Source organism: Acinetobacter sp. YH01003 (assembly GCF_013420525.1).
GTDB lineage: Bacteria > Pseudomonadota > Gammaproteobacteria > Pseudomonadales > Moraxellaceae > Acinetobacter > Acinetobacter towneri.
Genome location: NZ_VOXY01000002.1, coordinates 84,796 through 101,424, shown reverse-complemented (window position 1 = coordinate 101,424; position 16,629 = coordinate 84,796). Strand labels below are relative to the sequence as shown.

Genomic DNA, 16,629 nt, shown 5'->3' with positions numbered 1-16,629 from the left:
TTTATATTGAAAGTCCAACAATCTTGCTACATCAAGATACATTCAAAGCTGTTTTTAGCTTAGTTGCATTGTGCAAGCGCATCTTTATGAAAATGGTTGCGTAAGGTGATGAAGTTCTTTTGCACAGTTGCATCATGCAAGTCAAAGTGAGTTGCTATGCTAGTCCCATCTTGTGCAAATGTTGCAGAACCAGCTGAAATTAATGCATTGCCTTTAAATGCCCATTGTTCAATAGAACGACCTGCTTGCAGTGTGCCTGTAAATTCGATCACGCATTTATCAATAAATTTTGTGAGTTTGGCGCTGTTATTGACAGTGTCTGGGTAAACTTCAATATTTTTCACTTCTTGTAAAACACCTGCTGTGAGCTGTGGAATGACAGGTGCAGAAGTACACGCACTAAGAGAAAGGCAAGTTAAACCCGATAAAATGAGTGTTTTAAGTTTCATAAGCTTGTTTTCTTGTTGAGTGTTGTTAGGTTGAGTATAGGGAATCTGAAGTGAAATGCCTACAGATTAATGATTCCAATCTTGTGAACGAATACGTCCAGTTTGATAGTAGATAGAAACCAACTCTATAAAGTTTTTAAAATCCAAGTTTTCAGTCAAAATTCGATTTATTGATTGCCAATCCACCTCTGAACGTCGTCGAGCTGGCAAAAGGATTTCACTTTCTGTTGGATTTTCTGGGTTGAGTAAAATTACACCTATACCATGTAAAGCTGAAAGCATACGCAGTTCTTCTTCAACTTCATTTGTTGAAATAGAGGTTGCTACTAGGTAGCCCTCATTTGCCCAACTGGAATTACTGACTGCTTGGAAAAAGCTACTTCGGATATTTGAGCCTGTTAATTCTTTTTTTACTTCAAATGACCATAAACGCACATTTTGTCCAGAACCATGTTTAACACAAGTTCTTATTAATTCATGCCATTTTTTATCAATGGGTTGCATCGCAACAATATCGGGGTGTAACCATTGATTGCCGTTTTGACCACGATTATTTGAAGACTTTTTTTCATCAATTCTCAGGCTATAGAGGTTTAGCTCTTTAGACAAATATTCGATGAGAATAGGGTATAAGTCGTACTCTGAAAATATTTTTTCTTGAATTGGTGGTGGATTATTGTCTTCTGCATCAATAATTAATGAATTATGGAAGTCAATTCCTGTTGTTGGTGAAAGATTTGAAGGGGGGTCATACCAATATTGGCGTGGACGTGGTCTTTCTTGATATTTTACACAAGGATTATTTTGAATTAAGTCTGGGAAAATACTATATAACTCTCGAATAACTTGTTGTTTAAAAGCACCCTCATTGTTTTCAAATTTAATATTATTTCTTTTCTCGATATAATCTTGAGGATATGTAGCAATTAATTTATCAGCAATAAATCTAGCTGTAAATTTTTGATTAGGATTAGATTTTAAAAATTCTAATGCTTTTTGAGCTTGTGATAATTTCATTTTCATCAATATGTAAAAACCCCACTATCAAAATAGCGGGGTTTCTTTTAATTTACAAGTAATTAAGATTTTAGTGCTGCAATACACTTACATCCGCAACACGTGTAAACAAATCACGTAACTGCGCAAGTAAACGTAAGCGGTTGGCTTTCAACTCTGCATCATCTGCCATCACCATGACACTGTCAAAGAAAGCATCAATAGGCGCACGCAATGCAGCCAATTGAGAGAGTGCGGTGGTGTAGTCTTTTGCTGCCAATAATGGCTCCACCACAGGTGTGATTTTCGCAAGTTCCGCGAATAATGCTTTTTCTGCATCTTCCACCAAGTTAGCTTCAATGACGCTTCCTTCAGGTGCGGTTTCTTTGGCTAAAATGTTGGCAACACGCTTGTTTGCAGCAGCCAATGCAGCCGCTTCAGGCAAGGCACGGAAGTGATTTACCGCATTCACACGTTTATCAAAATCTAGTGGAGATTTTGGTGATAACGCTTGAACCGCTTGGATCACGTCAACATCAACGCCTTGGTCTTCGTACTTCGCACGGTAACGGCCTTCTAGGAATGCAACCGCATCTGCCAGAGTCTTGTCGTGGTCTTTCAATACATCGCCATAAGCAGCCAATGCCAGCTTGATCAGGTCTTCGATAGATACATCAAGTTCATTTTCAGTCACTAGACGCAGGATACCAATGGCAGAACGACGTAGCGCAAATGGGTCTTTAGAACCTGTAGGTGCCTGACCAATACCGAAAATACCAGTTAAAGTATCTAGACGATCCGCAAGGGCAATCGTTGTACCCGTTTTGGTTTTAGGCAGAACGTCACCCGCGAATTTAGGTAAATATTGCTCACCTAAAGATTCAGCCACTTCATCATTTTCACCTTCAAGACGTGCGTAGTAAGTTCCCGCAATCCCTTGAAGTTCTGGGAATTCACCCACCAATTCAGAGGTTAAGTCACATTTTGCAAGTAAAGCAGCTTTTTCTGCATCTTGCGGATTTGCACCCGTAATTGGCGCCAAAGCAACAGCCAGTTTGGCAATACGTTCAGATTTGTTCCACAGCGTACCCAATTGTGCTTGGAAAACCATGTTTGCCAATTTTTCTTTGCGTGATGCAAGTGGTTGCTTTTGGTCTTGCAAGAAGAAGAATTCAGCATCAGACAAACGTGGACGTACCACTTTTTCGTTGCCTTCAATAATTTGAGTCGGGTCTTTCGACTCAATATTGGAAACAGTAATAAAGTAAGGCTGTAATTTGTTGTCGCTATTGACCAAACAGAAATACTTTTGGTTGTCTTGCATGGTGGTAATTAAAGCTTCTTGCGGCACAGCAAGGAAACGCTCTTCAAAGCTGGCACGTAAGGCAACAGGCCATTCAACCAATGCAGTTACTTCATCACGTAGGTCGCTTGGTACAATCGCAATCGCATTAACTTCATCCGCTAATGCTTTTACTTGCTGATCAATGATCGCTTGACGCTCTTCAAACGACGCCACAACGTAAGCAGCTTTTAACTTCGCTAGATATTCATCGGCATGCGTTAAAGTGATAGCTTCAGGTGCATGGAAACGATGTCCATAAGTGACATTACCTGCCTGATGGTCTTGAATCGTTGCTTCAATTACTTGATGATCTTTAAGTAAAACGACCCATTTTACTGGGCGCACAAATTCAGTACGGCTTGCAGCAGAACGCATACGTTTTGCAATTGGCAGGTTGTCCAATGCTGTTTGTAAAATGTGTGGCAATAACGCATCAAGGCTTTGACCTTTCACGTCTTTTAAGTAGCACACTTTTTCAACTTTACCTGCTTGGAATGTAGAGACTTGATCTACCGTAATGCCTTGACCGCGCATAAAGCCTTCAAGGGCTTTGGTTGGTTTGCCTTCGGCATCGTAAGCAGCTTGAACAGCAGGGCCGTCAAAGCGTTTTTGTGTGTCTGCTTGTGCGGCATCGACATTAGCAATTTTAAGTGCCAAGCGACGTGGTGCTGCATAGGCTTCAATTGCATCAAAAGCCAAGCCTGCATCTTTCAAACCTTTTTCAGTTTCTGCAAGTAGTGCATCACGTAAGGTTTTTAAGCTTTTCGGTGGGAGTTCTTCGCAACCGAGTTCAAATAAAACTGTATGTTTAGACATTATTTGCTTTCCTCAGTATTTTGCGCTTTGGCTTCCGCTTCAACCTGTGCTTTTAATTGTGCCAAGACTTCATCGCGTAAATGCGGTTCAGCCATTGGGAAGCCTAATTTTGCACGTGCAGCCACATAACTTTGTGCAATAGAACGTGCCAAAGTACGAACACGTAAAATATAACGCTGACGTTCAGTCACAGAAATTGCACCGCGCGCATCCAACAGGTTAAAGCAGTGAGATGCTTTAATCACTTGCTCATAAGCAGGTAATGGTAATTCTGCTGCAATTAAACGGCTCGCTTCTACTTCATAGAAGTCAAACAGTTCAAACATTTTTTCTACAGGTGCGTATTCAAAGTTATAGGTCGATTGTTCAACTTCGTTTTGATGGAACACATCGCCATACGTCACAGTACCAAACTGTCCTTTAGTCCAAACCAAGTCGTAAACTGAGTCTACACCTTGCAGGTACATTGCCAAACGCTCAAGACCATAAGTGATTTCGCCTGTTACAGGGTAGCATTCAACTCCACCCACTTGCTGGAAGTAAGTGAATTGCGTCACTTCCATACCGTTTAACCATACTTCCCAACCTAGGCCCCACGCGCCAAGTGTTGGAGATTCCCAGTTATCTTCCACAAAGCGAATGTCATGCACCAATGGGTCAATTCCAATCGCTTTTAAAGAATCTAAATACAACTGCTGGATGTTGTCTGGGTTTGGTTTCAGCACCACCTGAAATTGATAGTAGTGTTGTAAGCGGTTCGGGTTTTCGCCATAACGACCATCTTTAGGACGACGAGATGGTTGTACATACGCCGCGTTCCATGTTTCTGGACCTAAAGCACGTAGGAAAGTGGCAGTGTGGAATGTCCCTGCACCCATTTCCATATCGTAAGGTTGTAAAACGACGCAGCCCTGCTCCGCCCAGTAGTTTTGTAAGGCAAGAATTAAGCCTTGAAAGGTATCAATATGCGATATGGCGCGACTCATGGTCATCCACTTAAAATTAGAGAAAAATTGTGCTCAATTATAAGGATTTTGCGGGGTGCTGGCAAAGGTTAAAGCACAACTAGCGGTTGGTTGTTTGGGGTTTTACAAATTCACTGATAAATGAAAGATATAAAACAAATACATCATTACTAAATGATTGCCTTATAATCTTGTCCAATTGTCACCACTGGATTGCCTGCCCGTGTTTCATTCACAACTTGATTGGCTGAATACGCTGAAACCCAATTTTAAAGTATTGCCGTTAAAAGAACGCCTACTTTGTGGTTTGGGCGCATTATTGGGTTTGGCATTATCTTCCCTGATCAGTTGGTGGGTGTTGGGCGATATTAACGCATGGTATATCGCGCCAATGGGTGCATCTTCGGTATTGTTGTTTGCTGTGCCTGCCAGTCCTTTGGCGCAGCCGTGGAATATTGTAGTTGGGAACAGTATTGCAGCAATTATGGGCGTGAGCTGTGCTTTATATATTCCAAATTTAACCGAAGCCTTTAGTGTGGCTGTGGCTTTATCTATTTTCTTGATGATGACCACCGATTCGCTGCATCCACCGAGTGGAGCAGTGGCCATTACCGCAGTGCTTGGCGGAGATGCCGTGCGTGAGCTGGGTTATCACTTCATCTTTTATCCTGTGCTGCTTAATTCAGTTTTGCTGATGATGATTGCAATCGTATTTAACCGCATGATTGGCAAGCCTTATCCTCAAACGCCACAGTTGAATCAACGTACCCAAGACCCAACGCCTACTCAAAAAGCCACTATTCAGCCGCAAGATATTCAAGATGTTTTAGATGCCCAAACCCAGTTGCTAGATATTAGTGAATATGACTTACAAAAAATCATTTTAGAAGCGCAGCACAAAGCCAGTGAACGACAAACTCAAGCACTGACTTGTGCCGATATTATGAGTAAAGATGTGGTCAGTTTGCAGCAAGATGAGGATATTCACAGTGCTTTAGAAAAATTCAAACACATGAATTTAATGAGTTTGCCAGTCATTGATACTGAACAACATTTGGTGGGAACTTTGGCATTGTATGAAGTGGTGGAATGGTTTAAACACGCAACAGATTTACCTTATAGCTGGAAACATCAAGTAAAACATATCATGTTGCGCCAAGTGGTCACGGTGCAACCGCAACAAAGTATTCAAGACCTTGTACCGTACTTTGTCGAGCGTTCTTTTAACTACATTCCTGTGGTAGAGCAGCAGCGTTTGGTGGGGATTATTAGCCGTGCCGATATGATTGCCGTCTTAAATCAACAGCTTGCTGTAAAGACCAATTGATTGACTTGTATTGTCGATGCGTATTCAACACGACTCAATCCTGAAATGCTGTGACTTTTAAAATATATTGCAGGTTGAAAGGCAAAAAAAAGCTACGATGCTTGGGGGAGCAATCGTAGCGAAAAAGAAGAAAGTTGTGTGAATAGGGTGGTGTCTACGAGTGAATCGGTAAACGATTCAAGCCTATGAATCTTTAAATATGGTCAGTCTTTCAAATTTCAATACCGTTTATCGGTCTTGATCAGGATTGACTGTGCGCACAGGTCTTGTGTAGCCCTGAGTATAGTTTGCTGTATTCGACTGGTTTTGTTTAGGAATCACCAACCACAACACCAAATACACCAAAATGCCAGGAAAGGCAGCGCTCATCACGGAAACAATCACAAAAATTAAGCGCAGTAAATTTGCGTTCCAACCAAAACGTTCAGCAATACCACCCATAACCCCAGCAATCATATTTGAGCGGTTTGAGCGATATAAACCAACATTGGCCATCTAATTCTCCTTAAGAGATCTAAAATTCAAAATAAATACAGGCTGATGTTTAGCTTCACAGCACATCATCTATATATAAAATAAAAATGGTGATGCACTTGGGTTTTTAAAGGGCGGTAAGCAAGGCAATTAGTAAAGTTATGTAACATTTGGTGTTGCTTAAACCAGCATCCACCTAAAATATCCTAAAGAAGCGATGGGCAGAGTAAGCGCTTGACCACAAAGGATTGAGGAAAAGCATGGCTTACATCGAGCTGCCTATTCAGTGGTTTGAATAGGACTGAGTATTCAGTCTGGTCACTCTATATGAGGGATAGTGTGTCAGCTAAATCAAATATTTGCGCAGTTTCAATATGGAGTGCAGTGGCATTGCTTGGATGCGATGATTCACAACTTGAGCAAGCTGCCGTGCAAAAATATACAGAACAGGCAGAAACCAAAAGACTGACTGAGGTGGCAGGGCAGGCAATCGCACCCATACAAACGGCTGCAACGGAACATCATATTCCCGAGAATCATCTGACTTATGTGGGACGCTATACCATTCAGATTAGCTGTGAAGATAAGTTTGTTATGTGCGAAAGCGGAAAAGTCGATTATATTCTGACCTTATTGCCTGATGGGACAGCGCATCGTATTTTTGTCAATGCGGGGCAAATCAGTTACGACAATAAAAAAAAATACCGCAAAGATTTATGGTTCTATGATGAAGACGCGCATCAAATTGTGGTGGCACGCGCCTCTGGGGTGAACTTTTACTATAATGTTGATCAAGACCATAATTTAATTATGGATAAAAACAAAATTGCGATTGCAACAGAAAATAATCGTGAATACTTTAAAAGCAATCCCTTACCTTCGCAAAATTATCATTTAATCAGAGCAAGTTAATTGTTGATTCAACTCAATTCTTAGCCCATGAGTGAAAAACTTTTGGGCTTTTGTTTTTTTACATCAAGTTTTTCTTTGGGATGTGTAAAGCATGATTTGCCAATGATGGTACATCTTCTACAACTGAATGGAGCAGGGTGTAGTGGATAAAAGTGTTAGTCAAATAGGGCAGAATACGGGAATTGTATAGTAAATTACGAAACTGCATGATCCACAGAATAGTGCTGTGATGACTGGCAATTTAAAGGATTTTTCATAAGGAATGGTGGGTCGTCCGCGATTCGAACGCGGGACCAACGGATTAAAAGTCCGCTGCTCTACCGACTGAGCTAACGACCCAGAGGAGTAAAAATGACGATCATCATTTTAGAGTATCAACCTTGAAGAAGATGGTGGGTCGTCCGCGATTCGAACGCGGGACCAACGGATTAAAAGTCCGCTGCTCTACCGACTGAGCTAACGACCCATCTAAGGTTGATCAAGGAAATGGTGGGTCGTCCGCGATTCGAACGCGGGACCAACGGATTAAAAGTCCGCTGCTCTACCGACTGAGCTAACGACCCTGAACCAGCAATCAAGCAGGCTTGATTGTGAAGTGCAAGAAAAACCAGAGGGTTTTAAGCACCACTTCGTTTGATGGAGCGTATTGTAGCAAGATATGAAGCGAGCGCAAGTAAAAAATAAAAAAGTTGCCTATGTTTGATTATAAATGCAACAAATTTGTCGTATCTAATCAAAAAATAGGCAACATAGTGGCTTAGAAGCGATATTGATACTGTTGAATATTGTCGTAAATTTCTTGGGTCAGCTCGCAATAAGCAGATTGGTTTGGCAATAACACCAGAATTTTTTCATCACACTGTTTTAAATCAAAACCTTGAGTTTTCAGGGTGTTCTTCTGATATTTAAATGTACCTGTGGTTTGCATTTGCTTTTGAATGCGTAAAAAAACGGGTACTGCATAAGCGGGCATTGCTTTTTTAAACTCCACCAGCATTTGACGCAAGTCTTGTTCATCTAACTGGCAGCCTTCGTTTAAGGTAATCGCAGCCATACCTGCACGACCATTGGTATGTGGGATTTCAACGCCATACACGACAGCTTCAGCAATTTTTTCATAGTCACTGACAATGTTTTCTACTTCTGTGGTGGATACGTTCTCACCTTTCCAGCGGAAGGTATCACCTAAACGATCAACAAACTGGGCGTGACGGAAGCCAATGTCGCGGACTAAATCGCCCGTGTTAAAATAGGCATCGCCTTGTTTAAACACGTTTTGCATCATCACCGCCTTGTTTTTTTCAGGGTCGGTGTAACCATCAAACGGTGAGCGACGGGTGATTTTTCCAATCAATAAGCCGACTTCGCCTTTTTTGACTTTCATGCATTTGCCTTTGGCATCGCGTACGGGTTCATTTTTTTCTTTATCAAACTGAATGACCGCATAAGGTGTCGGTGAAAAACCAACCGTGTTGTCAAAGTTAAACACATTGCTAAAGCCGACGTTGCCTTCGCTAGACGCATACAGTTCCAGAATTTCCTGAACGCCAAAGCGTGTTTTGAATTTGCTCCAAATATTAGGACGCATGCCATTGCCAATCATTTTGGTCACACGATGCCCACGCTCTAAATCAGAAGCAGGCGCATCCATTAAATAACGGCACAATTCGCCCACATAGCCAATCGCAGAGGCATTGAATTTGTGTACATCTTGCCAGAAGCATGAAGTGGAGTATTTTCTACGGATGGCAAAGGTGGCACTGCCTGCAATTACGCCACACCAGCACACCACAATACCTGTGGCATGGTACAGCGGCAGAGTGCAGTACATCACATCATCCTGATTTAAACCCAAGACATGACCATAGGTACCATAAGCCAACGTCCAACGGCTATTGGTGAAAATCACCGCTTTAGGCAAGCCTGTTGTACCTGAGGTATAGATATAAAACAGCCCATCTTTGCCCTGTACCGACTGTGTGGTGGCAGGATTAAAGCTTGGGAATGATGCAATGCATTGCGCTAAATTTTGAAAACCTTCAGGCGCAGTGCCGGCATCGGTACGGGTATTTTGATCTGCAAACCAATACAGACGATTTTCTGCAAGCTCAAGTTCTTGGCGAATATCGGCAATGGCTTGGCGACATTCTTCCCCCACAATCACGGCAATTGGTTTGACTAAATTGATGCTGTGCGCCAAAACTTTGGCGACTTGTGCGGTATTGACCAAAGCCGCGATAACGCCAATTTTTGCCAAGCCAATGACACTGGCAATTAATTCAGGGCGATTTTCCAACATCACCGCAATGACATCACCTTTGCGTGCGCCAATGCTTAAATAGTAATGTGCAATTTGGTTAGCCCATGCGTTGAGCTGCAAATAGCTGTACTGCTGATCTTCAAACATCAAGGCACAACCATGCGGGTTACGATGCACGGCTTTTTCAAACGCAAGACCTAAGCCTGCAGGCGTATTGGGTGTGCGTAAATAGGCTTGCTTTAACCCTGTGATCAGGTGGGGCACTTTAGTCATAAACTGCGGAATTTTTGCCGCAACATCCGTTAAGCCAATTAAATCGCTTTTTGTCATCTGGTACATAAGAATCCTGTTTTTGTCATCATCCGTTGCATCTGCAAAGCATCGCGTCTTATTGTTTTGTAATCCCTTAGTCCTAGTGCAATCAACCTAATTTTTAGCTTTGACTGATGTTTTTATAAAAGCTGTTAAAAATCAAAAACACCTAACACCAAATTAACTTGCTTAAATTTAAGTCACCACTGCATTTGCTCTAAAGTAGCAAAAAAAATCCAGTCATTAAAATGACTGGATTTTTTTATTCCGCTGCAAAAGTGCGAATTAAGACTCAGTTGGCGGAGTTACTTTTTTAGGTGGACGACCACGTGGGCGACGCGGACGTGCAGTTTTCTCTTTTTCTGCTTTGTCCTGTTCAGATTCAGCAGTTTCGACTGGGTCGTCTACAGCCAATTCCGCTTGTACAGGTGCGACCACTTCAACGGCAGTTTCTTCTTGCGCTGCTGCAGTTTCAGTGACAGCTTGTGCAAGGTCGTCTTGCGCGTTCAACTCAGGCTGAGTAGCTTCAGTTGTAGCCACTGCTTCAGGGTTTACTTCTGTAGTTGCTTCGACTTCAGTGCTTACTGTTGCAGACGTTTCTACCGTAGAACTTGCTTCTACAGATCCTTCTGTAGCTGCCACAACTTCAGTCGTTGGCTCTGCTGCAGGTGTGCTTTCCGCTTCAGCTTTTTCTACTGCCTGTGCTTGCTTGGCTTGTTCCAATGCTTGCTCAGCAGCTTGTTTGGCTAAACGACGACGCTCACGCGGATCGTTGGCAACACGCTTATCTGACACTGGTTTTGGTGGTGTTAGGTCTAACACAGGTGCAGGCTCAGCTTCAGGAGCAGCTTTGGCAACTTCCACATCACGAGTGACAGGTTTTTTCTCTGCCACAGGCGCAGTGCTAACAAGGCTTGCAGCATACTCGTCAGTGAACTTCTGCAAAGCACGATTGAACGTTGGAATTAAACCAAACTGTTCAATCAGAACTGAACAATCTTCGCCATATACGTGGCGAATCAGGCTACCAATGCTGTATTGCGCTAAAGTTGGCACCTGTGAAGGTGTTAACTTTGGTGCAGTTACTTGCTGCGCTTGACCTTCACGTTGCTGACGACGACGCTGACGCGGGTCATTGCTGGCACGTTTTGCAGGCGCAGTCGGTTGTGCTTGAGCTTCCGCAGGTGCAGCTGTTTCTTCTGCAACAACGGCTGCAGCTTCTACCACTGCAACAGCTTGAGTTGGTTCAGTAACCGTTTCAAGCACAGTTGCTTCTACTGCTGTCACTGGTTCAGCCGCTACTGGCGCAGCATTCAATGCCACAATTTCAGTTTGAGCTTGATCGACATTCACTACCAAAGCCGTCGTGTTGAACTCTTGACGCGGTGCATCAATTAAGTCCACTTTTGGCTGATTAGAAGCCACTGCGGTAGGTGCTTGCTCATTCAATACGCTTGGGTCGCGGTGACGATTTGGGCGTTCTGGACGAGGTTGGTTACGACGGTCACGACGTGGTACGGCATTTTGCTGCTGCTCATTGTTGTTTTGAGCTTCTTGCTGCTGCGGTGCTTGGTCATTGTTGTGCTGACGACGAGAGTTGCGTTTGTTTTCACGCGCTTCTTGACGTTGCTCCTGACGCGACATTTGAACCACTTCTTCATGCACTTGATGTTGTTGATTATCGTGCTGAGTTTGCGGCTCACGTTGCTCTTTGTGCTTGTTATTGTTGTTGCTGTGACGCGGCTTTTTGTTGTTGTGACGCGGAGCAGGTTTGTCTTCACGTTCAGCAGATTTATCTGCAGAGTCACGTTCAGTTTTTTGTGCCACTGTTGATGGTGCAAGGTACACATTTTGACTGCTTGCAGCAGGGGCAGTAGACGCAGTTGCAATTTGACCAAACTGACCACGGCTCACAGCACCGCTATTTACCATTTGCTCAATGGCTGCTGCAGCATTGTTGGCACTACGTGCTTGATCAATAGTGCTGGCTTGCTTTTGAACAAACAGGTTTTCTAACCATGCACATGGGCTTGCAGCTGTTGTGGCTGCCGCAGGTGCAAGCTGCTGTTGTGCAGATGCTTTATTTTGCTGTGCTGCTTGTGGTTTTCTTGCAGAAGTTTTTTCTGCCGCAGGTGCAGCAGCGTGGCTGTGCGATTGATCGGCTTCTTCTAAATGCCATTCAGAAGATTCATAACCCAACTCTTTTTCGCTTGAACGAGTTGCTTCAGTACGTTCATAGCTGGTTGGTGCAAAGCCTTCAGGATTATACGAAATTTCGTAATGCGGGGTTTCTAAGTGTGGGTGAGGTAATACAGTCACACGCACATTTGAAGTTTGCTCAAGGTAAACCAGACTGTGACGTTTTTCATTCAGTAAGAATGCTGCAATTTCTACAGGCACTTCAACCTGAACTTCGCCATGACGTTCACGTAGTGCAATTTCTTCCACTTTACGCATAATCGAAAGAGATAGAGAGCGTAAGTCACGCACCATACCTGTACCGTGACAGCGTGGGCAAACGTAACCAGTCGCTTCTTCAAGCGATGGACGTAAACGCTGACGGCTCATTTCCATTAAACCAAAACGTGATAATTGACCAAACTGGATACGTGCGCGGTCACTTTGAGTGGCTTCACGGAGTTTGGCTTCAACCATGCGTTGGTTACGGTCTTTGGTCATGTCGATGAAATCGATAACAACCAAACCACCAATATCACGTAAACGCAATTGGCGTGCAATTTCTTCAGCAGCTTCAAGGTTGGTATTTAACGCTGTATCTTCAACGTCTTGACCACGGGTCGATTTTGCTGAGTTGATGTCAATTGAAACCAATGCTTCAGTTTGGTCAATGACAATTGAACCGCCTGAAGGCAGTTTTACTTCACGCTCATACGCAGTTTGAATTTGGCTTTCAATACCAAAATGTGCAAACAGTGGTTCATTTAAAGTGTAAGTTTTTAGCTTGTCTAACTGACGTGGCATAACCGCTTTCACAAAGTTATAAGCTTCGTTATAGGCTTGTTCTGAGTCAATTAAAATTTCTGCAACATCATCACGCAAATAGTCACGAATGGCACGTGTGACGACACCTGCTTCTTGGTGTACTAGCATTGGTGATGGGCCTGAACTTGCAGTGCTTTGAATTTGTGCCCAAAGGTCCATTAAGTGTTGAAGGTCAAGCTGCAATTCTTCTTGAGAACGACCAATACCCGCAGTACGCACAATCACGCTCATGCCACGAGGAATGTTCAGTGAAGCTAACATCTCTTTCAGTTCTTCACGGACTGAACCCGAAATTTGACGACTGATACCGCCACCTTTCGGGTTGTTTGGCATAAGTACTAAATAACGACCTGCCAAAGAAATGAAGGTGGATAGCGCAGCACCTTTGTTGCCACGTTCTTCTTTTTCTACCTGAACCAAAAGCTCAGTACCTTCAGTAATCAGTTCGCGGATATTTGAAGTTTGGCGAGGATCGGCTTTGTAGTAAGAGTTTGCGATTTCACGCATAGACAGGAAGCCTTGGCGACCTGCACCGTATTCAACAAATACGGCTTCTAAAGAAGGTTCTACACGGGTCACATGACCTTTGTAGATATTCGATTTTTTTTGTTCACGGGTACGATTTTCTAAATCAAAATCGTAAAGACGCTGACCAGTGACAAGTGCAACGCGAATTTCTTCGGCATGTGTTGCATTAATCAACATACGTTTCATGGGTGTAACACCTAATAGTGATACACAGCAAAAAATCGCTAGACACGTAGCGAACATCAAGCATCACGGATCAACTGCTCAGATCTCAAAAAACCTATTGTGGTCTGAGCTTTTTTTACCGGCCTTATTTAGGTTGGCTGCGGTGTATGATTCACGTATTGATGATGGCAATACGGCTTTAACCTTTAAACGGATAAAGTCACCTGATCGCTTCACTGGCGGACGAGCGGTGTATTGGATGTGTGTAACTTTCACTGTCACATTGCTCGAAGATCATCTCTTCTTTCATAGATAGAGTGTCTTGATACGGAATTATCGTCGTATCTTTACAAATTGTGCAGATCCAATACATCAAACGCTTTAGCCTGAAGTGGTTTTCAGGGTGCGACTAATCTGATGTGTATCAGTTTACGTTTAAAAACCAACTAGAGTTGGCGACATATTTTTTCAGGCAAACTGATTTATGTACCTGAGGTACAATTAAACGCAACAGTTTGCTTTTTTGCCGATATAATAAGCCTTCGGCGTCGGCATAATTCTTTTGGGACCTGCTCGTATGTAGTGGGATGTTGGTTGATTGCTCTATTTCAGAAAAACCTGAAAAGATTCAACGTGAACCCACTGACGATGGTTTCCGTGCGCTGACTATATCAAACCTTGCATCATCTGCCTATGGGCTAAGCTTATGTTTCTTGTGTAAAGCATAGCCTAAATGATCAGTTTTTAATCAATTTTAGTATTTTATTAGGTCTCTTAACTGTATGAATTCTACCCAACAATGGCAAAGTGTCACTTGGTTTGAAGTGGATGAGCATCAAGCGGGTCAACGCATCGATAATTTTTTGTTTAGTCGTTTAAAAGGGGTGCCTAAAAGTCGCATCTATCGTTTGATTCGTGAAGGGCAGGTGCGGGTCAATAAAAAGCGCATTAAAGCAGAAACCAAACTGAATATTGGCGATCAAATTCGTGTGGCGCCGATTCGCTATGAACAAAAAGACGACAGTGCTGCTCCAATTTCAGACAAGGTGGCACAGGGTTTATTGAGCCGTGTGGTTTATGAAGATGAAGGCTTGATGGTGGTGAATAAACCTTCGGGCATTGCAGTCCATGGCGGCAGTGGCGTTGCCTACGGGTTGATTGAAGGCTTACGTGCTGCGACAGGTAAAAAATATTTGGAATTGATTCACCGTATTGACCGTGATACTTCAGGCTTGGTGATGATTTCCAAAAAACGCAGTACCTTAAAAACCCTGCAAGATTTATTGCGCGAACATAAAATCCAAAAAACTTATGCTGCGATTGTCAAAGGGCAGGTGAGTTTGGATCAACAATTGATTGATGCGCCGTTGCATCGTTATGAATTGGCGAATGGCGAACGTCGTGTACGTGTATCTAAAGAAGGTAAAGAGTCTAAAACCCAGTGGAATGTGGCTGAGCGTTTTATGCATGCAAGCTTGGTATATGCTTCGCCGTTGTCAGGACGTACCCATCAAATTCGTGTGCATGGTTTAAGCATTGGGCATCCGTTGGTGGGTGATGATAAATATGGTCATCAAACTGAATATCGGGGTCCTGCGCCACGTCGTTTGTGCTTACATGCCATGCGTTTGGAAATTCCAGGCTATCCTGTGATTGAAGCGCCTTTACCTGAAGATATGCAGAGTTTGGTGGCGCAGTTGAGAGCGCAAAAGGCGGATAAGCCGACGGCGCCACCTGAGTTTTAATTTTTGTAACTCTCTGTTGTGCGATAGCAGCTTGCTTCTTTTTAAAGATGAGGAACATTGTTTCGCAAAAAGGAGATGAGGTTTTCAGGGGTAATTCACTGCCACATTTTAAAGTTTTTAATTTAAATTTTTGGTGTATAGGCTATGCCTTACTTTTCAAAGATGAAAAGTAACAAAAAACTTTTGTTTCGCTGATGGAACATCTCTGTGCCACAGCGAAACGGCGACATCCATGTCGCCCTTCGCGTATCGAATATTTGTTGTGATATATGTGCTGATTCTTGGTCGTTTATCCTTTTGAGTTAAGGTAAAGCGAGGGAATTTAAAAGCCGAATCAAATCTAGGAATCTAATATGAACAAACCTGTAGAACTCATCATTTTTGATTGGGATGGCACCTTATTTAATTCCGTCGGTCAAATTGTGGCGAGTTTGCAGTTCGCAGCACAACAATTTCAGCAACCCCTGACCGATGCTGCGGCTAAAAGTATTATTGGTTTGGGTTTGCCTGAAGTGGCACAGCGTTTATTTCCTGAAGTTCCAGAGCTGCATCAAGCGATTTTGCAGTGCTATTCAGAACACTATGTCGAACACTCAAAAACCGATGCTTGGTTTGAGGGTGTGGCAGATATGCTCGATGAGTTGTCAGGTTTGGGACTGAAATTGGCAGTGGCAACAGGCAAAAGCCGTAAAGGTTTAGACCGAGTGTTGGCGCAAACCCAAAGTCAGGATTTGTTTGTGGCGACACGTGCTGCAAGTGAAACCAAATCTAAACCTGATCCTTTAATGCTGCAGGAAATTTTGAGCAGTACCGAGGTGCAGGTCGGGCAAGCGATTATGGTGGGTGACACTTCTTACGATTTAGAAATGGCACAAAATATTGCTATGCCGCGTGTAGGCGTGAGTTATGGCGTGCATAGTGTAGAGGTGTTGCAACGTTATCAGCCTTTAACCATTGCAGATGATGTGCCGAGTTTGCATGATTTTTTAGTGCAGCAATATCGTTTACGTCAGGCGAGTTAAACCCAGTAAAACAATTTAGATGAATTTGAAATTAGAGTAACTTGAAAAATTTCAGGTTGCTCTTTTTTTATGTACTTTTGGGAGCGTCATAAAAAGGCTTAGCTTTTAGTCTAAAGTTAGGATTAAGACATTTTAAGATTGCTGCGAATTGCCGAGTCAATGACTCGGAAAATAATGTCATAGCCTACAGACAACTGTTTTGCTTGCTTTTTATAAAAATAGATTAATAGCTAATAGCTATTGAAAAAAAGAAAATAAGTATTGGCATAAACCCGCCATTTTTCCGATTCTTAATCAGTTTACATACCTC

At 42.9% G+C, this 16,629-nt stretch carries 11 protein-coding genes and 3 tRNA genes; 4 read left to right on the top strand and 10 right to left on the bottom strand.

All coding sequences use genetic code 11. From position 1 onward, the window contains the following. Positions 1-59 precede the first annotated feature (59 nt). The 4 genes from FTT70_RS03855 to glyQ all read right to left on the bottom strand — a co-directional run bounded on the left by FTT70_RS03855 (position 60) and on the right by glyQ (position 4,592). On the bottom strand, positions 60-449 hold the full coding sequence (locus FTT70_RS03855) for a hypothetical protein (RefSeq protein WP_004976007.1): 390 nt from the start codon (positions 447-449) through the stop codon (positions 60-62). A gap of 66 nt (positions 450-515) precedes the next feature. Then, the gene (locus tag FTT70_RS03850) at positions 516-1,466 is read right to left on the bottom strand and encodes a COG2958 family protein (RefSeq protein ID WP_179996343.1); all 951 of its coding nucleotides are present in this window, start codon (positions 1,464-1,466) and stop codon (positions 516-518) included. Between the two features lie 70 nt (positions 1,467-1,536). Then, positions 1,537-3,606, bottom strand: coding sequence for a glycine--tRNA ligase subunit beta (gene glyS, locus FTT70_RS03845; protein WP_180168304.1), 2,070 nt, complete (start codon positions 3,604-3,606; stop codon positions 1,537-1,539). Further along, complete coding sequence (gene glyQ / locus FTT70_RS03840) at positions 3,606-4,592, bottom strand: glycine--tRNA ligase subunit alpha (RefSeq protein ID WP_004976017.1); 987 nt, start codon at positions 4,590-4,592, stop codon at positions 3,606-3,608. Before glyQ ends, glyS begins: the two co-directional genes overlap by 1 nt. 202 nt (positions 4,593-4,794) lie before the next feature. On the opposite strand from glyQ, the gene FTT70_RS03835 reads away from it, so the two are divergent. Then, positions 4,795-5,898, top strand: coding sequence for an HPP family protein (locus tag FTT70_RS03835; protein ID WP_096901312.1), 1,104 nt, complete (start codon positions 4,795-4,797; stop codon positions 5,896-5,898). Positions 5,899-6,126: 228 nt separating this feature from the next. On the opposite strand, the gene FTT70_RS03830 is transcribed toward FTT70_RS03835, so the two are convergent. After that, positions 6,127-6,393 (bottom strand): PspC domain-containing protein, encoded by a 267-nt coding sequence (locus tag FTT70_RS03830; RefSeq protein WP_004976022.1) that lies wholly within the window; start codon positions 6,391-6,393, stop codon positions 6,127-6,129. Positions 6,394-6,756: 363 nt separating this feature from the next. Here FTT70_RS03830 and FTT70_RS03825 point away from each other — a divergent pair, with 363 nt between their 5' ends. After that, complete coding sequence (locus FTT70_RS03825) at positions 6,757-7,284, top strand: hypothetical protein (protein WP_225530221.1); 528 nt, start codon at positions 6,757-6,759, stop codon at positions 7,282-7,284. Between the two features lie 263 nt (positions 7,285-7,547). Here the strand turns inward: FTT70_RS03825 and FTT70_RS03820 are convergent. The 5 genes from FTT70_RS03820 to FTT70_RS03800 all read right to left on the bottom strand — a co-directional run bounded on the left by FTT70_RS03820 (position 7,548) and on the right by FTT70_RS03800 (position 13,573). Next, positions 7,548-7,623: transfer RNA gene (locus FTT70_RS03820), tRNA-Lys, on the bottom strand. 51 nt (positions 7,624-7,674) lie between these two features. Continuing rightward, positions 7,675-7,750, bottom strand: a tRNA-Lys gene (locus FTT70_RS03815). Positions 7,751-7,771: 21 nt separating this feature from the next. After that, a tRNA-Lys gene (locus FTT70_RS03810) sits at positions 7,772-7,847 on the bottom strand. Between the two features lie 194 nt (positions 7,848-8,041). Then, complete coding sequence (locus FTT70_RS03805; protein ID WP_131261071.1) at positions 8,042-9,883, bottom strand: long-chain-acyl-CoA synthetase; 1,842 nt, start codon at positions 9,881-9,883, stop codon at positions 8,042-8,044. A 258-nt stretch (positions 9,884-10,141) separates the two neighbouring features. Beyond that, positions 10,142-13,573 (bottom strand): Rne/Rng family ribonuclease, encoded by a 3,432-nt coding sequence (locus FTT70_RS03800; RefSeq protein WP_180168303.1) that lies wholly within the window; start codon positions 13,571-13,573, stop codon positions 10,142-10,144. Between the two features lie 761 nt (positions 13,574-14,334). Here FTT70_RS03800 and FTT70_RS03795 point away from each other — a divergent pair. Next, positions 14,335-15,297, top strand: a complete 963-nt coding sequence (locus FTT70_RS03795) for an RluA family pseudouridine synthase (protein ID WP_154321085.1) — start codon at positions 14,335-14,337, stop codon at positions 15,295-15,297. A 353-nt stretch (positions 15,298-15,650) separates the two neighbouring features. After that, positions 15,651-16,319: an HAD-IA family hydrolase gene (locus tag FTT70_RS03790; RefSeq protein WP_180168302.1), complete on the top strand. Its 669-nt coding sequence runs from the start codon at positions 15,651-15,653 to the stop codon at positions 16,317-16,319. Positions 16,320-16,629 lie beyond the last annotated feature (310 nt).